The sequence below is a fragment of the Brevefilum fermentans genome, assembly GCF_900184705.1.
GTDB classification, from domain to species: Bacteria; Chloroflexota; Anaerolineae; order Anaerolineales; family Anaerolineaceae; genus Brevifilum; species Brevifilum fermentans.
Window position 1 is genome coordinate 2,142,069 of record NZ_LT859958.1, and the last position, 22,546, is coordinate 2,164,614.

Annotated in this window: 16 protein-coding genes and 1 tRNA gene; 11 read left to right on the plus strand and 6 right to left on the minus strand. The window is 50.7% G+C overall.

The window, feature by feature from the left end:
* Window positions 1-124: 124 nt before the first annotated feature.
* Complete coding sequence (locus CFX1CAM_RS09335; protein ID WP_157891824.1) at window positions 125-1,387, plus strand: hypothetical protein; 1,263 nt, start codon at window positions 125-127, stop codon at window positions 1,385-1,387.
* 2 nt (window positions 1,388-1,389) lie between these two features.
* Here the strand turns inward: CFX1CAM_RS09335 and CFX1CAM_RS09340 are convergent, their stop codons facing one another.
* Entirely contained in the window at window positions 1,390-1,770 is a 381-nt protein-coding gene (locus CFX1CAM_RS09340; RefSeq protein ID WP_157891825.1) for an FmdB family zinc ribbon protein, read from the minus strand.
* 127 nt (window positions 1,771-1,897) lie between these two features.
* Between CFX1CAM_RS09340 and CFX1CAM_RS09345 the strand changes: the two genes are divergently transcribed.
* Window positions 1,898-2,521: a guanylate kinase gene (locus tag CFX1CAM_RS09345; RefSeq protein WP_087862771.1), complete on the plus strand. Its 624-nt coding sequence runs from the start codon at window positions 1,898-1,900 to the stop codon at window positions 2,519-2,521.
* A complete protein-coding gene (locus CFX1CAM_RS09350; protein ID WP_087862772.1) occupies window positions 2,518-3,279 on the plus strand; it encodes a rhomboid family intramembrane serine protease in 762 nt (253 codons plus the stop codon). Before CFX1CAM_RS09345 ends, CFX1CAM_RS09350 begins: the two co-directional genes overlap by 4 nt.
* An 87-nt stretch (window positions 3,280-3,366) precedes the next feature.
* Here the strand turns inward: CFX1CAM_RS09350 and CFX1CAM_RS09355 are convergent, their stop codons facing one another.
* Both CFX1CAM_RS09355 and CFX1CAM_RS09360 read right to left on the minus strand, forming a co-directional pair.
* Window positions 3,367-9,342, minus strand: a complete 5,976-nt coding sequence (locus CFX1CAM_RS09355) for an Ig-like domain-containing alpha-2-macroglobulin family protein (RefSeq protein ID WP_087862773.1) — start codon at window positions 9,340-9,342, stop codon at window positions 3,367-3,369.
* Window positions 9,343-9,507: 165 nt separating this feature from the next.
* Window positions 9,508-10,167, minus strand: coding sequence for an HAD family hydrolase (locus tag CFX1CAM_RS09360; protein WP_157891826.1), 660 nt, complete (start codon window positions 10,165-10,167; stop codon window positions 9,508-9,510).
* A gap of 151 nt (window positions 10,168-10,318) precedes the next feature.
* Here CFX1CAM_RS09360 and CFX1CAM_RS09365 point away from each other — a divergent pair, with 151 nt between their 5' ends.
* From CFX1CAM_RS09365 to CFX1CAM_RS09375, 3 genes are read left to right on the plus strand one after another with little or no spacing between them, the layout of a single operon-like run.
* Window positions 10,319-11,245: a quinate 5-dehydrogenase gene (locus CFX1CAM_RS09365; RefSeq protein ID WP_087862775.1), complete on the plus strand. Its 927-nt coding sequence runs from the start codon at window positions 10,319-10,321 to the stop codon at window positions 11,243-11,245.
* Window positions 11,242-12,024 carry a nucleotidyltransferase family protein gene (locus CFX1CAM_RS09370; RefSeq protein WP_157891827.1) on the plus strand — a complete coding sequence of 261 codons (783 nt, stop codon included), beginning with the start codon at window positions 11,242-11,244 and terminating at the stop codon, window positions 12,022-12,024. Before CFX1CAM_RS09365 ends, CFX1CAM_RS09370 begins: the two co-directional genes overlap by 4 nt.
* Complete coding sequence (locus CFX1CAM_RS09375; protein WP_087862777.1) at window positions 12,021-12,572, plus strand: phosphatase PAP2 family protein; 552 nt, start codon at window positions 12,021-12,023, stop codon at window positions 12,570-12,572. The genes CFX1CAM_RS09370 and CFX1CAM_RS09375 overlap by 4 nt, the downstream gene beginning before the upstream one ends.
* Before the next feature lie 8 nt (window positions 12,573-12,580).
* Here the strand turns inward: CFX1CAM_RS09375 and CFX1CAM_RS09380 are convergent, their stop codons facing one another.
* The gene (locus CFX1CAM_RS09380; RefSeq protein ID WP_231940982.1) at window positions 12,581-14,203 is read right to left on the minus strand and encodes an elongator complex protein 3; all 1,623 of its coding nucleotides are present in this window, start codon (window positions 14,201-14,203) and stop codon (window positions 12,581-12,583) included.
* A 333-nt stretch (window positions 14,204-14,536) separates the two neighbouring features.
* Between CFX1CAM_RS09380 and CFX1CAM_RS11435 the strand changes: the two genes are divergently transcribed.
* Together CFX1CAM_RS11435 and CFX1CAM_RS09385 are read left to right on the plus strand one after the other, a co-directional pair.
* Complete coding sequence (locus tag CFX1CAM_RS11435; protein ID WP_157891828.1) at window positions 14,537-14,689, plus strand: hypothetical protein; 153 nt, start codon at window positions 14,537-14,539, stop codon at window positions 14,687-14,689.
* Window positions 14,690-14,759: 70 nt separating this feature from the next.
* Window positions 14,760-15,497: a class I SAM-dependent methyltransferase gene (locus CFX1CAM_RS09385; RefSeq protein WP_157891829.1), complete on the plus strand. Its 738-nt coding sequence runs from the start codon at window positions 14,760-14,762 to the stop codon at window positions 15,495-15,497.
* Between the two features lie 52 nt (window positions 15,498-15,549).
* Here the strand turns inward: CFX1CAM_RS09385 and CFX1CAM_RS09390 are convergent, their stop codons facing one another.
* Together CFX1CAM_RS09390 and CFX1CAM_RS09395 are read right to left on the minus strand one after the other, a co-directional pair.
* A complete protein-coding gene (locus tag CFX1CAM_RS09390) occupies window positions 15,550-16,362 on the minus strand; it encodes a ZIP family metal transporter (protein WP_087862779.1) in 813 nt (270 codons plus the stop codon).
* Between the two features lie 105 nt (window positions 16,363-16,467).
* Window positions 16,468-17,925 carry a glycoside hydrolase family 13 protein gene (locus tag CFX1CAM_RS09395; RefSeq protein ID WP_087862780.1) on the minus strand — a complete coding sequence of 486 codons (1,458 nt, stop codon included), beginning with the start codon at window positions 17,923-17,925 and terminating at the stop codon, window positions 16,468-16,470.
* 228 nt (window positions 17,926-18,153) lie between these two features.
* Here CFX1CAM_RS09395 and CFX1CAM_RS11440 point away from each other — a divergent pair.
* From CFX1CAM_RS11440 to CFX1CAM_RS09405, 3 genes are all read left to right on the plus strand, one after another.
* A tRNA-Sec gene (locus tag CFX1CAM_RS11440) sits at window positions 18,154-18,247 on the plus strand.
* 241 nt (window positions 18,248-18,488) lie between these two features.
* A complete protein-coding gene (locus tag CFX1CAM_RS09400; RefSeq protein WP_087862781.1) occupies window positions 18,489-20,537 on the plus strand; it encodes a M6 family metallopeptidase in 2,049 nt (682 codons plus the stop codon).
* Between the two features lie 111 nt (window positions 20,538-20,648).
* A complete protein-coding gene (locus CFX1CAM_RS09405) occupies window positions 20,649-22,520 on the plus strand; it encodes a glycoside hydrolase family 2 protein (RefSeq protein WP_087862782.1) in 1,872 nt (623 codons plus the stop codon).
* The last annotated feature ends 26 nt before the right edge of the window (window positions 22,521-22,546 follow it).

Consider the following 22,546-nt stretch of genomic DNA (forward strand, 5'->3'; position numbering starts at 1 on the left):
CCCGGGCATCAGGCTTAATTAGACCATAAAATCGCCTGGAATGAAAACTTTTCTGTGTTTTCCATTCACTGTTCCTTGTGTTAAAATCCTGAACATGGGTCCATGGTCAAAGTTTCAGAGCGTATTGCTTCAGAGGCGACGATACATCCGCATCTTCATCCTGGTGGTCCTGATGGCGGCTGTGTTGGGCGGCTCCGCCATCCCTGCCGGTGGGTTAACTTTTCTGGTACGCACCTTTACCCGCCCAATCGAGTTTGATTTCAGCACCTGGACCCTGGACGCGATCGGTGCCAAACTCACCAGTTGGGGATTATGCCTGGAGCGGTTTCTCACGCCTCAGGCACAATCCGCCCTGGTGCTGGACCACCTGGCACGGGTGCAGCGGGTTAATAGACTGAATGCTGAAATGGACGCCATCTATACCAACCCCAATATCACCAATCCCGATCAAGTCAGCCAATCTGTGCATGAGGAGTTTAATACTGAACTGGAGCGGTTGAATTCCACAGCCTCACTGGCTGAGGCAGTCCTTCAAACCCAGCTGATGACCGTTATCCAGGAGAGTGGTCTGCAGTTTTTAGGGCAGGTTTCTCCACCATCGCTGTACCGAGTCAGTGATGTTCCTCAATCACTCGTCATCTCACCCCGCACCGAGATTCGCCAGATCCTGGACGTTTCCCTCACGCCGTCCATCAGTGTCGATCAAAAAGAGCATCTTGAAAGCATCATTTTCAAAAAATTGGATCACTCTGCCCTGGTCGTCCCCGTAGGCGGAATTGGCAGCTACCCGACCATGGTCATGCAATCCTCCGACCTGGTGTGGCTGACCGAGGTTATCGCTCATGAATGGGTGCACAACTTCCTTACCCTGCGACCTTTAGGCATTAATTATTTCACCAGCGATGTGCTGCGCACCATCAATGAAACCACAGCCACCCTTGCCGGTCAGGAACTGGGGCGGATGATCCTGGAAAAATACTACCCCGACCACCTGCCGCCGCCCCCAGTTCAGACGCAAGTTCAACCTGGGCCTCCAGAAACGGTCTCTCAACCGGATGAGTTTAATTTTCAGACTGAAATGCGCCTTACACGGGTGGAGACAGACCGTTTGCTGGCTGAGGGGGACGTCGAAGGCGCTGAAGCATATATGGAAGCACGCCGACAGGTCTTTTGGGAAAATGGCTATCCGATCCGCAAGCTGAACCAGGCGTATTTTGCCTTTTACGGCGCCTACAGCGCTGATCCCGAAGGCGGCGCAGCCGGTGAAGACCCAGTCGGACCTGCAGTGCAAGCCTTGCGCGCCCAATACGATCAATTGGCGGATTTTCTCAACGCCATCTCCTGGGTGACCTCTTTCAATGACCTGTTAAAACTGCTGGAACGTTGAAATTAATCGTCAAAATCGAAAGAACCCTCTCCCAAATCTGGCATATCCCGTTCGATTTGTTCGGGGTCTTCTCCCTTTTCCAACCGTGAGACTACTTCATCAAATTCAGGACCGGTGTCCTCACCCATCTCTTGACCCATTTTCCGCATCAACCGTCCAAGTGCCCGGGGATCATCTTCAATCCCGGCTAACTGGGTCGGATCGACCAGGTCTTCGATGCGCCGATCCTCAGATTTAGCAATTCGCACTCTGCCAATCCGTCGTTGGACGTGAGAGCTGCCACAGACCGAACAGACAATTTCCGCACGATCATATTCGGCGTAAGTCAGGTAGCGCTTAAAACGAGCCTTACAGTCCAAGCATTGGTAATTATAGGTCGGCATTGGCATTTCTCCAGTTCATGTTATAAAATACATTATAACCAATGACTGAATTTGTCAAATATAAGGGTCAAGGTTTTTCAGCGTCAGGTTCAAACATTTTTTTCAAGAAGACGAATTGGAATAATATATGAAAATTGATATAGAAATCAAACAACCGCAACACACACCTCTGCTGATTGTTATCTCGGGACCTTCAGGGATTGGCAAAGATGCTGTTGTTAAGGGTCTTCGAGCGCGTCAATTGCCTTTTCATTTTGTGGTCACAGCCACCAGTCGCCCGCCACGTGTGAACGAGGTAAACGGTGTAGATTATTACTTCTACAGTAAAGAGGAGTTTGAGGCGTTAATCGCAGCAGGTGAGTTTTTTGAACATGCTAAAGTCTATTCAGATTATAAGGGCGTCCCAAAATCCCAGGCCAGGCAAGCGCTGGAAACCGGGCTCGATGTGGTGATGCGCCTTGATTTCCAGGGGGCAAAAACTGTGCGCACCCTGAGCCCGGATGCGATCCTGATCTTCCTGACCGCCAGCAGCAGCGATGAATGGATCCAACGGCTGAAAAGACGGCGCAGCGAATCCGAAGAAGAGCTGCTTGTACGCATCCAAACCGCCAAACAGGAATACGACTCACTGGATATCTTCGACTACATCGTCGTTAACAAAGAAGGGCAGCTCGATCGCACGTTGGATATTATCGAAAACATCATCACTGCAGAGCATCACCGTGTCCACCCCAGAAGGGTCCAGCTATGAACGAAGAAACACCACCACAGGGCGAAGAACAACAACGCCAGGCTGTCCGGGTGCAACTGCCCGATCGTAAGCCCATTGTGACCATCATTCTGACAGTGATCACATCAGTGATTTTTATTGTTCAATACCTGGTGCAGATATCGACCGGGTATGATCTTCTGTTCCTCTTTGGCGGGAAGATTAATGAATTCATCATGCAGGGTGAGGTCTGGCGTTTGCTGACGCCAGCGCTTCTACACGGCGGAATTCTGCATCTTGTTTTAAATATGTATGCGCTGTTCATGATCGGAAACCGCCTGGAACGTTTTTATGGCCCCGGGCGATTCTTATTAATGTATTTCCTTTCAGCTTTTGCGGGTAACGTGCTCTCTTTTGTCCTCACCCCTGCACCGTCTTTGGGGGCATCCACCGCCATTTTCGGAATCTTTGCCGCTGAAGGGATATTCATCTTTCAAAACCGTACGCTGTTTGGACCCACCCGTACACGGCAGGCGATCATTAACCTTGTAATGATCTTATTAATTAACCTGGCTTATGGTTTTTTAGGCAGAGCCTTAATCGATAATATGGGACATATCGGCGGCTTTCTGGGCGGAATTTTCTTTGCCTGGAAAGCGGGTCCTACCCTGAAACTGGTGGGGGCTCCGCCCTTCCTTTCAATCAGCGACAGTCGCCGTCGTAGCGACATTGTGGTAGCCAGCCTGGTGGTTTTTATTGGTTTTACGATCATCGCGTTAATCCCCTTCCTAAAAACCTGATTTAAACTGAATCTTCTGGTCACAAATTCCATTAAACGTATAACGCCGTTCCTGATGTGAACGGCGTTTTCGCTTTCGTCAATCCTGCTACTCTATAATAAACCGGCTCCCCGCAGTTGTTCCCTGAACCTCCGGGTAGAACATTTGCCAGGCATGGGCTGGCAGAACCTGGTAGGTCCCGCGCTGATAGGGTAACAGGTTATAAACCAGTAAATAGGTCCCGGCAAGTACATATTCGGCTGTCCACAATATATGATCATCATAAATTTGGGGCTGGTCAAAATACCACCATCCCCAGCCGCTCGCAAAAGGCGACCCGGGATCAAACAACCCGCCTGAACCTTCAAGCAGGATTGGTGAGGTTGAGAACCGGGGATCGATAATCTCCGTTCCCGCCGGGATAAAATCTTCAACCATCAGATTGTACATACCATTGGGCAGGTTTACCGTCAGCACAACGGTGATGAATTGGGCAGGATTGTCGGTGCTGAGTGAAACCGAATCAATGGGCACACAATCTTCGGCGCCCGGACACCCCTCAGCAGCCAGGTAGTAATCGCGTTGCAGGTTGATACCGTGATTAATCGCCGGTGCATTCGCTGCTGGCTGATAAGTGTTCAGGTCCACCCGATAATACAATGTACCTGCACCTTCCCCTTTTTGAATTAATAAGGTGTTGGGAGCATCAGCGTACAGGGTGCTGATTGGCGCCTTGGCAATGACCGTATCGATTGATTCAGGGCCTGTTCCTCGCCCTTCAACGAAAGCCGTCTCATTCAAATCCGCCTGGAACGTGTAATCAGCCAGGTAATCGCCTGTACCTTCAATCGCCCTGGTCACCGCCATCAGCACCCAGGCAGATTCAAAACTGGAGGACCACAACCCTTGCATATTACGATGACTCATCAGGTAAACCAAGCCCGGGGATAGGCTTGTTGATGCAGGGTCAAGCTGCGCCAATGTGTAGATCACAGCCGCAGTATTGAAGACGGGCGTTCCGGGCAGCATCCAGTAAGCACGTTCGCTCTCCCAATGCACACCCGTGGCTGAACGGATCGCCCTGCTTTCAATGTCAGCGATCAAAGTGTTCGATCGGGTGACCATCCCTCCCTGCTCGCGGATTGTCAACGCCAGCAAACCCAATGCCCAGGAACTCAATTCTGTTCGACGGGCGTAAAGGCTATCGATAGTCGGAGTCAGGTTTAAATTGTGATTTCTGAGGGCATAAACCAGGAAAGTTTGTTCATCAAGCATCCATGCCGTGTCCGCATCATCCGGTTGTCTCAATTCAAAAACCAGGTAATCTCTTGCCCGGGTCATCGAACTCTCGTTAATCTCTATGCCAGCCTGGTTGGCCATCTCCAGGCCCAATAACACATAAGCTGTAATAAATGGGCTGGATTTCTGATCCTCAATGTTGGCTGTTCCCCACCAGGACCAGCCGCCATCGTAATTTTGAATGGACAATAAATGATTGATACCCGAGCGGGTCACCTGTTCCAAAGATGCTGCCAAAGTGCCTGTGGCGAGGTCTAAATTCTGTAAAACAAGGTAAGCGTTTAGGTTCGCCAACAGACGTGAAAGCACGGAAATCGTGTCGCCATAGGGAACATCCTCAAGCGCTTCCAACCCTTCAACCAGGCTCGCCAGTAGCGATGGATTTATCGTTAACACCAGTTCTCCCGAAGATGGGTCGCTCGTGATCGGTAAACTCACTACCTCAAGACGCTCGCTTGCTTCAACCAACTGACCTGCTGTGCTGAAAGTGTGTGGCATCCTGTAGCGTTTTACCGGCAAATCTCCCCATATTGGGGCGCTGGCGTCAGAATAAACGCCGCCTACAGCCTGGAAAACGAGAGCGACAGCGTCAACGCTCTCCACAGTTCCCCACCACGCGACGCGCTGGCTCCGACCCGGTTCAATCGTCACCCGCTGCGAAGATTTCGCATCGGTCAGAGTAAAACCTTCTGCCGCCAGGGTCACATCGACCTGCAAGGCTTCAACGGTGTTGTTGTGCACAATGGCAGCCAGCTCAACCTGGTCACCGTCTACCAGGAAGCGCGGTGTAACCGGGCGGATCATGAGAGGTTTTTGGGTTTTAACCTCAACCTCAGCCTGCCCCACAAGGAAGGTATCACTTAAGCCACGCGCCTCTACCACCCATGTGGTCAGGCTGTCTGGCAATGGGATGACCAATTGGGCTGTACCGTCCACGCCTGTGATCACATTTGCCTGCCAGAAAGCGGTGTCGGGAAAGTCTTCCCTGATTCCAGTTTCAACCAGACCGTCCGAACCGCCGCCCAGCCCACCAATATCCAGGGGAACAACAGAGAATTGTTTGACGTAGGTATATAAAGAAAAACTCGTTTGAACAGAAAGCGGTGTATCCTGATAAATCGCATCGATGATGGGGGATGTGTTGGGCGGCACCAGCGCGAGCAGAGCCTTGTCTACCACGCTCACAGAGAACTCGCCCTGGATTGGATTTCCAGCGTGATCGGTGATTTTCAGCTTCAGGCTCACATTTTCACCCGGTTCAGTCAGTTGGGGGTCGACTTGTAGTTCCATAGTCAGGGTTTTACTGGCTCGTGAAACAGGTAATATTATCGTTCCCTGCCTGTAATCCGGTCTATCAGCGGCATCCCTGCCTAAAAGAATGGCAGAGACATATAGATTAGGGATCGATTCTTCTGTGATTGGAAACGATACAGTTGTTCCTGAACCAGAGATATCAAATATCTGGCTGCTCAGGACTGAACCGCGTTCAATTGTCACCAGGGCTTTGGCGCCTCCAGTAAACGGATTAGGGAAAAACACCTGCGCCACCTGGCCCGGCTGATATTCATCAAGGTCAGGTATCAATTCGATCTGGTTATAGGATTGCACGGGCCAGATAGCGCCGCTCTCGCCGCCAACCCAAACCAGCACCTGGGTCAGGGCATGATCCGCCTTTAGGGTCAGGCGGTATGTGCCAGGATCAGGTGGAGTAAAACCAATCTGCGCCTTACCCTCCCGGTTGCTGACCGGGCTCGCACCACCGATCAACTTGGTGACCTCCACGTATTCAAAAGGCTTTTCCGGGTTACCGGTCTCTTTCACATCCCAATGTATCGACTCAAAGGTCGCTTCCAGCTCAATTTGACTCACAGGTTCCTTGTTCCAATCCACGGTAAATATTGAAAATTCAAACAAAGAACCGGCAGTGCCAAAATAGGATCCAGGTTTCACACCAATGTAAAAAGTTTCAGGGTGAACCAGGAGCGAATCTCTCAAGCTGACCGGAAAACCGCTTTCATCCATCACCGTCACTTCCAGGCTGTATTCTTTCAAACCGCCCGCCATCCCTCCCGCTGGGATGTAATCAGTCGCAGTGAAGGCCAATGTCGATTGACCAGCTCCGTCGGTAACCCCTTCGCCGTAAAGCATAACTTCACCCCAGGGAGAATATTCCGGATAATACGACCTGCTCCAAAATTCTGGAAGTGGACCCACCTGATAACCAGGCAGGGAAAAATCGCCATCCTTAATATAAAGGCTCCACGAAAAGTTCGTCTCTGCCGCAGGCAAGCCAAAGTAGTAATCCGCCCAGGTGTGCGCAATCATCTTCTCGCCAGCCTGAAGCGCTTCATCGGTAAACCTGACCGACAGATCAATTTCAGGTTTTCGGTAGGCTGCGACATCCAAAAACAGGGTTTTGATCAACGTTTCATCGACCGAAACATCGATCCAATAGTATCCTGTCGGTATATCCTCCGAAAGATCAACCGAACCCGAAGCGGTGCCAAAGCGACTTAACGGCAGGTCTTCTGTATAGATTGTTGCCGATCTTCCCGATATGCCCGGGTCGCCTTGAAGGGTGACCGTAACAGAATCAAAGGCAGGAAATGCCAGCAAACCGTCATCCCTGGAAAAAACAATCGTCTTAAAGTGAATGGTGTCTCCAGGGCGGTAAACAGGTCGGTCCGTATAAATGTAGGCATCTAAAAGGTCCGGTAAAAAGTCATATGGGATGCCCTGTTCATAAAGCTGGAAAAGCTCCTGCCATGTGGAAATACTAAAACCAAAATCGGCTTCTCCCGGTGTGCCAGCCAGTGCAAAATACGTATCATAGGGCTCATCTACCCGAGGAAATTCACCGATAAATTGGCCTTCTGAATTAAATTTCTCCCTGACAAGGAGGTCGCCCTCAGCGTTGTACACCGCAACCGGCGCATCGCTCAGCGGAGTGAAATCATCCAGGTGTGTCGCCCAAATAAAAGCCTGTTCGGGAGCTATTTTCATCACCAGGTTGTTTTCGCTTACGATCAAAAAATATTTCTGATAATGCTCATTTTCTTCTGCGGGGATGTCCGGCGTTTGTATTCCCAGATAATAAATGCCCGAAGTCAGCGGATCACCCTGATAAGAGAGCGGCAAGGAGAAAACCTCACGCTGGTTGCTTGAAAGCGTCAATTGATGCGTCGTCACCTCTCTGACCTCAGGTAAAAATATTTCCCGGTAACGATAGTTATCCGGATGCAGCAATATGATCAAATCTTCCACGCTAATCGGCGCAATCTCAAAGGATAAAGAATTGATATTGGTCGCCTGCAAAATCAACTCTGGTGCAGACGCAGGGATAAACATCAAGTTGTCAGTGGGATAACCGCTGGCCATGTTTAGCGAGGGTGCTGCAGGCGGAGTGGTAAAGGTGGTTTCGAATGCTTCTGCCAGTTCTCCACCCCAAATATCCTTTAATTTTGGATCCAATCTCAAAGTATATGTGGTTTCATAGCGAAAATAACCGTAAATCAGAAGTGTTCTTTCTCCCGATGCCACAAAAAATCGCGCCCCGGCAACCTCTGGAGTGAGCTGAATATTTTCATCCAACGCCCGATCGTCTAAGGGAGCTGAAAAATCAATCTCGTATGCGCCAAAGCCGGCATAATACGATTCAAACTTCGGAGCAACACTGGTATTGACACCAAAGTCTGAATACGTGTGCCGGGGCGTATTGATCTCCACCAAGATGGGCAATCCACCAGCAGATTGTGCCTCCGACTTCAAGCGTATGATATACGTTGAATCCCTGTCAAGCAGACTGCCAGGCGTAAATACCAGGTGACGGTCATTCGACTCCCACTCAAACTTTCCCGCAACCTTTGTACCGCGTGCATCCGTCAGACTGAAATTTTCTTCCACGCTTTGGGTATTCATGCGCATGTTAAAGAGAATTTCCACCGGACCATCCAAGCTGAGAAGTTCACCCGGCATGGGTAAAACCTTTTCAATCTCGGGCTGTTTGGTCGAAAAGTGATATTCAAACGCCTGATTTGACGACATTGTTGCCCCAGAAGTCGCTGTCAGGTTTCTATTCAATGCTATCGTGTAGGTTGTACCGCCGCTCATACCCGGCTCAGGTGTAAATACATAAGTGCTGGTGTTCAACCAGGTACCTTTGCCAGGTACCTCTGGCGAGAGTGAGAAGCCCGGCTCAGCACTGGATTCCTCTCCTAAATGAACCACCGGCTGATTGAAAGCAACAAAAATCACGCTTTCTGGGTCGACATCCTGCGTGCCGTTCACTGGCATCACCTGTATCGTTTGAAGATGATCAGCGACCTGAAAATTCAATTCAACCGGGTCGGACAAATTCTTTTGATTGGCAGCCTGGGCGGTGGTGTCAATAGCCAATGTTAGATGACTGCCAGCCTCCAATTTTTGATCAGGATAAAATGTCACCGTGCGAGAATCTTCCCACTCAAAACGTCCGCTGATGCGCGGCTCGAAATGAAACGCGGCTTCTACAGCGCTGTAATCCATCGCCTGGTTAAAATAAAGCGTAATTGACTCATTTAAGCCAATCACACTGGAAGGAAATGGTCTGACCTCAACCAGTGCAGGCGGTAAATCAGTGCGCGGTTCGCGGGTGGGCGTTGGGGTAAACTGTACCCCCGGCTCTTTCATGACTTGTGTGGCAACCTCAGGTTGTGACTGCCAGGGCGAACGGCATCCCGACACCAGGCACAAAATGATAAAGATTATCAAAATAATCTGGATCCGTTGATAGATTTTCTGTGGCATATTTCGCCTCCCCACAAATCGCTCCTTGCTCTTTCCCGGAAATTTTCATTCCAGTGAAAATTAAATGAAACCAACCATCCGATAAGATGGCGACAAAATGCATGCTCAATCACAATTATATTGCAAAATGAATCGATTATTACGATTGGACAGGAAAAAGTTCGCTCAATCCCAGTTCAGAACCTGCAGTACCTCTGTAAAAGGGATCGTAAAATCCTGAATCACTGCATCAGCCTGGTCCAACTCTTCTGGGGGGTGAGTTGTTGCCACTGCTATGCAGGACATCCCTGCTTCATGAGCCCCTTGAACGCCAGCGATTGCATCCTCAATCACCAGGCAATCTTGTGGAAAAACCCCCAACACATCTGCAGCACGCAGAAAGACATCTGGACGTGGTTTGGCAGGCAAATCGGTTCCAGAAATTATTGCATCAAAACAGCCGTCCAGGTTCATGATTGCCAGCATGGTATTGATATTTTCATGCGGCGCCGAAGAAGCGATCGCCTGGCGGTAATTTAATTCGCGGGCGTCTTTCAGCCAGGTCATCACACCGGGAACGAGCGTGATCCAATTTGCAGCAATTTGTCGAAATAAACTTTCTTTTTCTTCAACAATGTTCATCATCAAGTCATCATCAGGGAAAAAACCCAGCAAAGCCGGTAACAGGCTGGTATTATTCCGTCCGAAATTTTCGGCATACGCTCGCCGATCAAACTCAAAACCATACTTGTTCAGCACGCTTTCCCATGTATGTGCATGACAGGCATTCGTATCAACGATGGTTCCATCCAGGTCCCATAAAATGGCGCGGTGTATTGTGTTCATGGTGAAACTCCCAGTCATTAATAGCCTGATTATACTCCTTGTGAATCTGACCTTCAGTACAAACCAGCGGTACGAGCCGGCTGGACAAAATCGATACAAACGATTTCCTTTATGGTATACTTTTCAAAATTCAAATTGAAAGAAGAATCCGATGAAAGAAGCGTTAAGTATCAGTATTGGTTCATCGATACGCAATAAAACCGTGATTGTTAACCTCCTGGGAGAAGAAGTGCGTATCAGTCGCATCGCAACTGACGGTGACATGAACGCCGCTCGCGAGAAATTTCGCGAATTAGATGGCCAGGTCGATGCCTTTGGCGTGGGCGGCACTGATTTAGGTCTTTTTTATGCCGACAGGTGGTATCCCCTCTATTCGGTGCTTCCGATCATTCAGGATGTTCAAATCACCCCGGTAGTGGATGGATGCGGGTTGAAAAACACCCTGGAAAACCGTTGCGCCAGCATTTTAGATGCCGAAATTGGCGGCTATCTCGACCAGATCGGACGCTCAGTCCTGGTGATGACCGGTGTGGACCGCTATGGTCTGTTACGCTCATTTGTCGATGCGGGTTACCAGTACACGCTTGGTGATGTGCTCTTTTCTCTGGGTTTACCCTTTCCTGTAAGGAGTGAACGCATACTCAAGCGCATCCTGGCCGTGCTGATCCCACTGGTCGCCCGTTTGCCCTTTGAGTGGGTCTACCCCACCGGTGAGAAACAAAATCAGCGAAAACCAAAATACACCTGGGTATTTCAGCAATCCAGCGTCATTGCCGGTGACTGCAAATACATCACCCGCTATATGCCAGACGATCTCGAAGGCAAGGTCATTGTCACCAATACCACCACCCCTGCAGATGTGGAGTTATTTACGAAAGCAGGCGTTAAATACCTGATGACCACCACGCCTGTTTACGAAGGACGCTCGTTTGGCACCAATATGATGGAAGCAGCCCTGCTGGCCGTCAGCGGTTATAAACAAAAAGTCGATCTCTATCATCATCAACCGTATTTCAAGATGCTCGAAGGTTTGGTCAATACAGCGGGTTTACAACCGGAATTGCGGGTTTTAAATTGATCACGCTCGATGCTGTTATCCTTGCCGGGGGCACGCTGAGCAGCGACGACCCGCTTTACCCTGAAAGCGTCCGTGGTTCGCGCAGTTTGATCGACATCCACGGCAAACCGATGGTTCAATGGGTCATCGATGCACTGGATGAGGCCTCTTCTGTAGCTGAGCTTTACGTGATCGGGCTGCCTGCGGATTGCGGATTGCATGCAGTCAAACCCTTACATTTCCTGGATGACCAGGGTGACATGGTGGATAATATCCGCTACGGCGTCACCCAAACATACATCGATCACCCCCAGCGTTCAAAAGCCCTGATTGCATCGGCAGATATCCCTGCTATTAAACCCCACATGGTTGAGTGGTTGGCCAACCAGGTGGCGGAAGACCCGTCCCGGGTGTTGTATTACAACGTCATCTCTCAGCAGGTCATGGAAGCAAGTTTCCCAAATTCCAGCCGCACCTATATTCCTTTTAAGGATGTATCGGTTTGTGGCGGTGATCTGAACGTCGTCGACAAAAATATTTTCGCCTCCGAACGACCCGTCTGGCAGAAGCTGACCGACGCCAGAAAGCGCCCGCTTAAACAGGCTGGATTAATCGGGTTTACTACCTTGCTGCTGGTTGCCACGCGCCTGATCACCCTGGAGGGAGCTGTTAAACGGGTAGTTAAACGACTCGACCTGGATGCTAGGGCTCTTCTCAATCCGTATGCTGAAATTGGCATGGATGCTGATAAACCCCACCAACTGGCTATTTTGCGAGACTATTTGCAGGAGAGTCTGTGAAACATTGGAAGCGTCAGCTACTTAAGCTTGATTCTAAAATTTCCAAATCTTTACATATCAATGAACAACAAAAATCCCTTGTTCTTGTTTTAAAAATTTTTGCTCATTCCGGGGATTCCTGGCTGTGGCTGGCTGCTCTGGTAATTGCCTGGATTTTTAGCGCGGATGAATGGCGCCAGCGGCTGTTCTTCATTGCCTTTGGTCTGGTGATTATGGCTGCGATCGTCGTCCTGCTCAAATTCACCATTCGCCGTCCCCGCCCGGAAGGCGAATGGGGGCAAATTTATCGCATCACTGATCCGCATTCCTTTCCCAGCGGACATGCAGCACGCTCAGCAACCTTGGCGGTGCTGGCGATTGCCTTCGGGCCGCCATGGTTTGCCATTTTGGTGGTGCTATGGGCGCCCTGGGTTGGCATTTCGCGTGTTGCCCTGGGGGTACACTATTTTTTAGATGTGGTCGCCGGTTGGGTGATTGGCGTGATCATGGGCATCCTTGCCATTGCCTTGCAACCCCTGGCCATGCAGATTTTTCAATTCATACCCTGATCCCGTATTTATTCCAGGGTCTTTATCATATAGTTTTCCCCCAGTGCGTAGCCCCTTTCGGCGTAATAGGCACGGGTGCCAACCGCAGCGATGACTGCCATTTTTCGGTATCCTGCTCTGCTGGCGATCTCCTCGGCGCGCTGAATCAGGCGCGTCCCCAAACCGCTGTGCTGGGCAATTCCATACCGTTCATCACCCAGCGCCAGGGACTGGCCGTACACATGCACTTCTCGAATGATGGCAGCCTCCTCCAAATCGACCATGCCCGTAAGGCGGGTATCATCTGACAGGGACAATCGCAGAAAACCCGCCAGGTGATCATCCACTGTATCAAAGGAGAGGAAATGCTCTTCCGCATGGGCAGGGCGATAGACCAGGTCATTCAAGGTCACAGTATCGACGCTTACCTGCTTTTTACGAATTTCCCGGCAGCGGATGCATTCGCAGCGGGTGCCACGCCGCGCCATCTCCCGCTGGATATCCTGACGCAGGCTGGTGTTTTTGTTCCCGGCGACGACATACGTAGAGGGGATATCGCGAATAATCCGGTTGATGCGGCAATAACGGGGAACAGTGGTCTTTAATCTCGCGATCAGGTCCAGCAGCGTCTCCTCAGAATAGGGTTGATACTTTCCTTCACGCCACAACTGGTAAAGCTGCGTTCCTTCCAGCAACTGGCAGGGGTAAATTTTAATTTCATCAGGGCAAAAAGCGCCATCCCCCCATAAGCGCGCAAAATCGTCCTGGTCGCTTTCCGGCGTCGCCCCAAACAAATTGGGCATCCAGTGCAGAACAATCTTAAAGCCGCCGGCGCGCAATAAGCTCGTTGCCTCCAGCGTGTCGCGGACCGTATGACCCCGCCGATTAAGGTGCAGAATCCGGTCATCAAGGCTCTGGGCGCCCATTTGCACCTTGGTCACGCCCAGGCGTCGATACCAGGGCAGCGCAGCCCGGTTCACCAGGTCCGGTCGGGTTTCAATCACCAGACCTACATTGCGATGCGCTGCGTTAACATTGATTTCCTGGGCTTCTTCCAATGATTTTGATCCCTGGTCTCCCCCGAGTTCATCGGCATTCATGGCATCAAAACAGCGCTGCACAAACCAGGCCTGGTAATCCCGGGGATAAGCACAAAAGCTGCCACCCAGGATTAGAAGTTCAATCTTATCCGTGGGGTGCCCGACAGCCGCTAATGCTTTGATCCGGTTGCGGGTTTGCAAATAGGGGTCGAATTTATTTTCTACACCGCGCTTGGCGCCGGGCTCTTCACTTAAATAGCTTTTTGGCAATTGATCTTCCTGTGGACAGAAAATACAATCTCCCGGGCAGGGATAAAAACCCGTCAGCACGGTGACCGTCGTCACCCCCGAGAGGGTGCGCGTCGGCTTCATGCGGATTTTTGCCAGCAAGGCATCGTCTTCAGGCCATGCGCCGCTTTCCACCATGCGGGTATAGACAGCCACCAGGGCATGTTTGGGCATAAAACCGCCACCGCCTGGTTTGGGAAATTCTCGCTGGGCGGTCTGCAGGTTCATCCCACCCTTGATCGCTTCCAATATCTGTAGAGCCAGGTCCAGTTCTTCCTGACTGTAATCGCGCTTTTTTCGCCAAGTTTCCGCTTTCATCAGCATCAATTGTACCCAGTTACAGCTCTTCGCGTTGCAGACCCACTGGCTGAAGAAGGTTGCCAAAGTGATAACAAATTGCTAATTTTGATCGATCACAAGTCGGTGTCTCAACAGGTGAAAACACAGATTTTGTTTGATGGAGAAGACCCTTCGATCACTTATGCGCCCTGTCACCTGCTTTCTCCACCAAGAAAGGTGGTGTTTTTATGACACGCCTTTCGCGGGCAGCTTCAGGAAGAATCATTTCTAAAAATGGATCCATCGATCCTCCACATCATTCTTGAATTAATAGTATAAAGAAGAACCGATCTTTACCTGATAATCTGGAGCCATTTAATGAAACGTCGGTATGTTTACGCATGGATCGGATTGGTGTTTGGCGTAATCGATTGGTTTTACTATGGCTGGTCGATCCCTGAGTTTGGTTTCAACCTGGGAGAGAAGCCTTTCATGGTGATCGGTCGCAGTGCCATCGCAGCTTTCTTCTGATGGTCGCTCAAAAACGAAAAACGGCGAGGCAGAAACTCGGCTTGAGAAAAATTAACCGTTCAAAACCATGATGAACTCGGAAATCAAAGCGAAATTACTCGAAATCAACCAGATCTTCTATCAACATCATTCTGGATCTTTTAGCGCAACCCGGCATCAGGTTCAGCCCGGGGTTCGCCGGTTGATTGACAGCCTCCAATCCGACGCCCGGATAATCGATATCGGCTGCGGGAACGGCACGCTGGCCCGGCACCTTGCTGAACGAGGCTTTTCTGGGGAATACCTCGGCGTTGACCTGAGCGCAGACTTGCTGGATGACGCCCGGCGCCTGCTGTGCTCGCCGCCATCTGGGACCTATATATTTCAAAAAATTGACTTAGCTGAACCGAATTGGTCAGCATCCATTCCGACCAATAATTTCGATTGGCTGGTTGCCTTCGCTGTCCTGCACCACCTGCCAGGAGCGGACCTGCGCCTGGAAACTGTCCGAGCTTTCCGTAACCTGATTTCACCCCATGGACGGGTGGCGCTTTCTGTCTGGCAGTGGCAAAACAGCTCACGGTTGCGCAAACGGGTTATTCCCTGGTCAACGGTGGGTCTGAAGCCGGATGAACTGGATGCCGGAGATGTATTGCTGGATTGGCGCGCAGGCGACTCTCCAGGTATGCGCTATGTCCACACCTTCAGCGAAGATCGCCTGAGCGAGTTAGCCTTCAAGTCAGGTTTCGATATTTGCGATATGTTTTATTCTGACGGGAAAATAGGCAACCTGGCGCTTTACCAGGTGTGGCGAACAGCACAGAAATAAAAATAAGCCAGATCTCCAAAGTAGTCTGGCTTTTTCAGCATAAGAGGATTTTTTATCCGAAAGCAACATCCAAAATCATCATGACGGCAAAACCTAACATCACGCCCAGTGTAGGGATGTCCGAGTGCCCCTCACATTTCGTGGCTGGGATCAGCTCTTCTGCCACAACGTAGATCATTGCTCCGGCTGCAAATGCCAGGGCATAGGGCAGTAATGGGCGCATCAGGATCGTCAACGCTGCCCCAATCACACCTGCAATCGGTTCCACGATACCGGATAGCTGACCGTAGAAAAACGCTCTACCCCGCGGCCATCCCTCTCGACGTAACGGTGCAGACACTGCCAACCCTTCCGGGAAGTTCTGCAGCCCAATTCCGACAGCCAATGCAATCGCCGAGGCAATACTGGCGCCTTCAACGTTGGCAGCCGCTGCACCAAAGGCAACCCCGACAGCCAGCCCTTCAGGGATATTGTGCAGGGTGATCGCCGTGATCAACAGCACGCTGCGCCGCCAGGAGGATTTCAAGCCTTCAGCTTCACCCATCTCCATGCCCATATGAAGGTGCGGTAGCAGCTTGTCCACCAGAAACAGGAACAATCCGCCCAGAAGAAATCCCACTGCTGCCGGAACCCAGACTGGCACAGTCATATCATGCGATAGCTCGATGGCCGGTTCCAGCAACGACCAGAAACTGGCAGCAATCATCACACCCGAAGCAAAGCCTAATAAGCCATCCAACAGTCTCTGATTGACTTCCCTGGTTAAAAATATCAGGGATGCTCCAAATGCCGTCATGAACCAGGTAAATAACGTGCCCATTAACGCCTGGATAATAGGAGAAAATTGTTCAAAAATAGCAATCATGGTTGGCGCTCTCCTTCAAAAATAAATGATTTATCACTTAATCCTTTTTAATATAATGCAAATGATTCTAATCCCATATCCTAAATCAACCACGCCACAGACGGTTCAGGATATGGGCTTTAAAACCGCCCCCTGCCAGGGTGGCAGTTGACCTTTGCGCAAATGTCCTTCTTCAATCACAGCCCCTTCACCGCCCAACAGGTCCTCGAATTCAACGGCGTTAGCAAACCATTTCTCCACCGGCACATTGAAATCCCAGGTCGAATGACCGGTGTTCAGTAAAACGAAGAGTTGCTCACCATCCAGATGGCGTAAATAAGCCAGGCATGCTTCCTGGGCAAATACAGGCTCAAATTCGCCGGCACGTAAAACGGGATGCTTTAATCGCAGATGGGTATAGGTCCTGATTGCGTTGTGCAGGTCATGATCCCAGACCGCTTCATCCCAGGGGAACGGTGCCCGGCAGTCAGGATCACGCCCGCCCATCAATCCAATCTCATCACCGTAATAAATACACGGTGCGCCAGGATAAGTCATTTGAAATAAACTTGCCAGCCGGAAGGCGTCTTTCTTCCCTCTCACCATACTCAAAAAACGCGGCATATCATGGCTATCCAGCAAGTTGAGCTGCGCCAGTGCGTTTTGACGGGGATAAATTTCCAGCAATTGCCGGGTGCGCTGGGCGAAATCTGAAGCATCCAATTCCGGAATTTCAGGCAGTCCCATCATCCCCGAGATCAGTCCATCATCCCGGCTGCCCTTCCCAAAGAAACCCACGCAAGCCGCGGTGAACTGGTAATTCATCACGGCATCAAACATATCGCCCTGTAACCATTCCTGCGCCTCCGAGGGGATTTCGCCTACCAGGTAGGCATCGGGGTTGGCTTCCTTGGTAATCACTCGAAACTTTCGCCAGAATTCGGGGTCTTTAATTTCAAAGGGTACATCCAACCGCCAGCCGTCTGCGCCTTGTTCAATCCAGTACCGGGCAATCCCAAACAAGAATTCCCGGACGCGCGGGTTATCCGTATTGAATTGTGGCAACGCGGGCATGTTCCACCAGGCGGAATAGTTTGGTTTGTCGTGGTAAGCATTCAGCGGGTAGCCATACACCGTGAACCAGTCTCGATAAGGTGATTTTTCCCCGTTCTCAAGAATATGATGAAATTGAAAGAAACCGCGACTGGCATGATTGAAAACACCATCAAGGATCAGGTACATTCCTCGCCGATGAACTTCTTCCAAAAGCGTGAAATATGCTGTGTTACCGCCCAAGATGGGATCAACCTGGTAATAATCAAACGTATGATAGCGATGATTTGCTGCGGAAGCAAAGATCGGGTTGAAATAAAGCGCAGTTACACCCAGATCCTGGAGATAATCCAAATGTTCACACACGCCCAGCAAATCACCACCTTTAAAACCGTGCTGGGTCACCGGTAAACTCCAGGGTTCAAGATGTTCTGGCTTCTCCACATTTTTCGATTTTGCGAAACGATCCGGAAATATCTGGTAAAAAATGGCGTTTTTGACCCAATCGGGTGTATGGGTTAAATCGGTCATCAAATGGTCATTCTCCTTGATAATTTTTATCGAATAGATTTTACCATTGATGCCAACAATGCGTAATCAGACCCAGGGCGCCCTGGCAGTGTGGCTTTAAAACAAGCACTCCCATGACCAGGGACACCCGGCGCTTGTCACTCTTTCAGCCCGGGTCATGTTCATCAAGTGCCAAAATTTCCGCCGGCACGATTGACAATCGGGGCAATGGAGATTATCCTTAGCTGTGGGAGTGGTTAGGTCCCGGTGGGCCTCCCGGTCTTCAAAATCGGTGTCGGGTCGCTTGGCGAGCCGTGGTGGGTTCGACTCCCATCCATTCCCGTCTTGTAAAGAGGCCTTCTAAATACAAGGCCTTTTTGCATCAATGGCACCCTAAAAACATGAGAGAAAACGAGGTCATGGGCTCATGGTGTTAGAACAGCTATTTGCCCGGAAAACAACACCGAACAGAAAATGTTAATACAGTCGTGAAGCGTCATTTCTATATGCAGAAATAGTGTAAATTGATACCATATCTTACATGATGACCCTTTCTTGATATTGAGCTGAATTCTATTTACTCTATGCGAAACCAATCCTCACGTCTCCCCATTATTTTGACCATCATTCTACTTCTGGCCCTGTGCTGCTTGTGTATTTCGCTGGTGATCTTCGCCAGCGGTTCGATCATCCTTGCCCGTTCAACCACACCGACTGTGGATCCACCGACCATCATAGAACAGCCCCTGGCAGACCTGGTTCAACCCACCCGGATTGTAACACCAACAGATCAGGGGATTTCAACCCCAGGAACTGATATTGGGGAGAAGATTGACACCCTCGAGGTCCTTAAAGCCGCAAATGTTCCCATCAATGACCCGATTCTGCTGGCTGAGCAACTGGGCGGTAAAACAAATATCCCGCGCACCTTCCCAGACCCCAACGCACCCTATCAGGTCGGCGATTCAAAGGCGTTTTGGGTGACGAACGTCGACACACGCCAGAATTTCCAGGTCATTGCCACGCTTCGATACCTTGGTGAGCATACCTATTTTTGGATTGAGGACAATGTCGCCTACGAGCCCGAAGATTTAGTGCAACTGGGTGATACCTTTGACCAGGAAATCGTCCCCATGACCCGCGCGTTCTTCGGCAGCGAATGGTCACCTGGCGTCGATCACGACCCGCGCATTCACATCCTGTATGCCCGCAATTTGGGCGAGTTTTTGGCTGGTTATTATTCATCTTCTGACGAACTGCACCCAGATGCGCATCAGTTTTCTAACGCCCACGAAATGTTTTTAATCAACGCCGATACTATGAGATTGTGGCATGACAGCATTTACAGCACCCTCGCCCACGAGCTCCAACACATGATCCACTGGCATATCGATAAAAATGAAGAGACCTGGCTGAACGAGGGGTTTTCGATGTTGGCGGAACTTATCAACGGGTATGATCCTGGCGGCTTTGACCGGCAATATATCCAGAACACAGACCTTCAATTAACCGACTGGGGCTCAAGCATTGGCAGTAACGGACCCCATTACGGCGCCGCCATGCTCTTTACCACCTATTTTTATGACCGCTTTGGTGCTACAGTGACCCAGAAGCTGGTAGCTGAGCAAAAAAATGGGCTTGAGGGCATTGATGCCGTCCTGCAAGAACTCGACATACGCGATCCACTCACTGGGGAACCTCTCACCGCAGAGGACGTTTTTGCGGATTGGGCAGTTGCCAACCTGCTTGGTGACCCAAATATCGGTGATGGACGCTATTACTACAATATCTACCCGCAAGCGCCTCAGGCAGCCCCCACCACCCATCTCACCGCCTGCCCCACCGGACCGTTCACTTACCATGTAGCACAATTCGGCGTTGACGCCATCAAAATCTCCTGCCCCGGCGACCTGACCCTCTCGTTTGCCGGTGAAACCACCACGAACCTGCTGCCCATCGAACCCTACTCAGGCAGCTTCTTTTTCTGGTCCAACACAGGGGACCAATCCAATATGAGCCTTAAACGGGAGTTCGATCTCACAGAGGTCAGCGGCCCGGTCAATATGACCTATCAAACCTGGTATGACCTCGAATTGGATTACGATTATGTCTTTGTCTCTGCCTCTATCGATGGAATCAGCTGGCAAATCCTGAACAGCACTTCCTGTACCATGAACAACCCTTCCGGAAACAGCTATGGTTGCGGCTTGACTGGCGCTTCAGACGGCTGGCAGTTAGAGCAAGTTGACCTGACACCTTTCGCCGGAAAGCTCGTCAGCCTGCGCTTTGATTACATCACAGATGCTGCCGTCAATGGCAATGGTTTCGCCCTGGACGACATTCGCATCGATGCCATCAATTATTTCACCGATTTTGAAGCGGATGATGGCGGTTGGCTTGGAGAGGGTTTTGTGCGCATCCAGAATGTCTTGCCGCAATCTTTCAGAGTGACGATGATAACTTATGGAAAACGGATCCATGTGGTTCCATTGGAATTGGACGAAAACAATCAGTTTGAAATTGATATCAGCCTCGGTCAGGACATCGAATCGATTATCCTGGTGATCAGTGGTACCACGCCGTATACACGGCAGCGGGCTGTGTATCAGGTTGAGGTCGAACCCTTGCCTTAATTGCAGGCTTTCTTTAGCTGCCTTCTATTGACCCTCAACCGGGTTGAAAAAACCTGGCAACCCTCGTCAAATTTAATATCACCCAAGCGACCAACCTCAAGGGAGTCTCTCATGACATCAAAACCCAAACAAATTGATACCAAACCAATGCACACCCCCTGGACTTCAGACGTAGATCCTCATCTCCCCCATCCCGAATACCCGCGACCGCAGATGGTTCGCGAGCAGTGGCAAAACCTGAACGGTATGTGGGATTACCAGGTCACCCGGAAATCCGCCTCCCCACCTGAAGCCTTTGCCGGGCAAATCCTGGTGCCCTTCCCCATCGAAAGCACCCTATCGGGCGTCAGGCGCCAACTGCACCCCGATGAAGAGCTGTGGTATCGGCGTCAGTTTACCGTCGACCCTGCCTGGCTGCCGGGTCGAACGCTGCTCCATTTTGGGGCGGTGGACTGGCATTGCAGGGTTTATGTTAACGGCAAATACATCGGGGAGCATGTTGGTGGTTACGACCCTTTTTCCTTCGATATCACCGATGCATTGATCGAAGATGAAAACACCCTCCTCATCTGGGTCAGCGATCCAACGGATACTCAACCCATTCAACGCGGCAAGCAGGTGCGTAAACCGGGATTTATTTGGTATAGCGCCCATTCTGGCATCTGGCAAACGGTCTGGCTGGAAAGTGTGCCCCAAACCTATCTCGAATCAATCAGGATCACCCCGGATATCGATCAGGAATGGGTGACGATTGAAGCGCTTATCGCCAATCACGTTCAGGGCTGCGCCCTGCATGCTCGTGTGTTTGATCAGGGTCAACAAGTGGCTGAAGGCAGTTCACCCGGGGATAAACCACTCCGCCTCCCCATGCCAGACGCGAATTTGTGGTCACCCGACAACCCGCACCTGTATGACCTGGAACTGAGCCTCCATATCCAGGACCAAGAGATCGATCAAGTACGCAGTTATTTTGGTATGCGAAAATTCAGCCTCGCCAGGGATTCCCGAGGCGTATTGCGCTTTTGTCTGAACAATCAACCCCTATTCCTGTACGGACCGCTTGACCAGGGCTACTGGCCGGATGGCCTGTGCACCCCGCCGACGGATGCCGCCATCCAGTGGGAGATCAACTTCATCAAGGCTGCCGGGTTTAATATGCTCAGAAAACACATCAAAGTGGAATCCGCACGCTATTACTACCATTGTGATCAGGTCGGCATCATCGTCTGGCAGGATATGGTCAGCGGCGGCATCAGTCCCAAGCCCATCTGGTTCCTGTTTGCGCAGCAATTCAAAGCCCTGCGTGACACGCATTGTTACTGGCGTTTAGGTCGCTCCGGGCAAGAAAGCCGGGATCAATTCAAACTGGAATATCAGCGGATGATCTCCGCGTTACACAACACAGTTTCGATTGCAATTTGGTGTCCTTTCAATGAGGGCTGGGGCCAGTTCGATGCAGCAGACATCGCTGAATGGACCAAAACGGTGGATCCTTCCCGCCTGGTGGATCACGCCAGCGGCTGGTTTGACCAGGGTGCCGGCGATTTTAAAAGCGAGCACATTTACTTCAAACCGCTCCCCGACCCCCGACCCGACCCCCTCCGGGCTTGGGTGCTTTCCGAGTTTGGCGGCTACAGCCTGAATCTCCCGGAACATGCCTGGAACCCCAGGAAAGACTTCGGTTATAAAAAATTTGGCGATTCCCGGGCGCTCACTCAGGGTTATGTCGAATTACTGGAAAAACAGCTTATTCCCTGGATTAATGCGGGATTATCTGCTGCAGTTTACACACAAACCACCGATGTGGAAACTGAAGTCAATGGCTTTCTGACTTATGACCGCAAGATGCTGAAAATGGACCTGCAGACCATCGCTGCTGCCCATCATCGATTAATGCAGGCCAGTATCAACTCAATTGAAATCGAAAACGAATGCGATTCATCGAATCATGCTTTAGATTACAATCGCCAGCCACGCTCGTAAGGTCGCCGCGCGAAATGGATCGAGCA

Bases quoted from the DNA above. Each gene is read 5' to 3' on its own strand.
- CFX1CAM_RS09400 (WP_087862781.1), top strand. From the start codon at position 18,489: ATGCGAAACCAATCCTCACGTCTCCCCATTATTTTGACCATCATTCTA.
- CFX1CAM_RS09360 (WP_157891826.1), bottom strand. From the start codon at position 10,167: ATGAACACAATACACCGCGCCATTTTATGGGACCTGGATGGAACCATC.
- CFX1CAM_RS09390 (WP_087862779.1), bottom strand. From the start codon at position 16,362: ATGATTGCTATTTTTGAACAATTTTCTCCTATTATCCAGGCGTTAATG.
- CFX1CAM_RS09365 (WP_087862775.1), top strand. From the start codon at position 10,319: ATGAAAGAAGCGTTAAGTATCAGTATTGGTTCATCGATACGCAATAAA.
- CFX1CAM_RS09355 (WP_087862773.1), bottom strand. From the start codon at position 9,342: ATGCCACAGAAAATCTATCAACGGATCCAGATTATTTTGATAATCTTT.
- CFX1CAM_RS09350 (WP_087862772.1), top strand. From the start codon at position 2,518: ATGAACGAAGAAACACCACCACAGGGCGAAGAACAACAACGCCAGGCT.
- CFX1CAM_RS09385 (WP_157891829.1), top strand. From the start codon at position 14,760: ATGAACTCGGAAATCAAAGCGAAATTACTCGAAATCAACCAGATCTTC.
- CFX1CAM_RS09380 (WP_231940982.1), bottom strand. From the start codon at position 14,203: ATGCTGATGAAAGCGGAAACTTGGCGAAAAAAGCGCGATTACAGTCAG.
- CFX1CAM_RS09395 (WP_087862780.1), bottom strand. From the start codon at position 17,925: ATGACCGATTTAACCCATACACCCGATTGGGTCAAAAACGCCATTTTT.
- CFX1CAM_RS09345 (WP_087862771.1), top strand. From the start codon at position 1,898: ATGAAAATTGATATAGAAATCAAACAACCGCAACACACACCTCTGCTG.
- CFX1CAM_RS09340 (WP_157891825.1), bottom strand. From the start codon at position 1,770: ATGCCGACCTATAATTACCAATGCTTGGACTGTAAGGCTCGTTTTAAG.
- CFX1CAM_RS11435 (WP_157891828.1), top strand. From the start codon at position 14,537: ATGAAACGTCGGTATGTTTACGCATGGATCGGATTGGTGTTTGGCGTA.
- CFX1CAM_RS09405 (WP_087862782.1), top strand. From the start codon at position 20,649: ATGACATCAAAACCCAAACAAATTGATACCAAACCAATGCACACCCCC.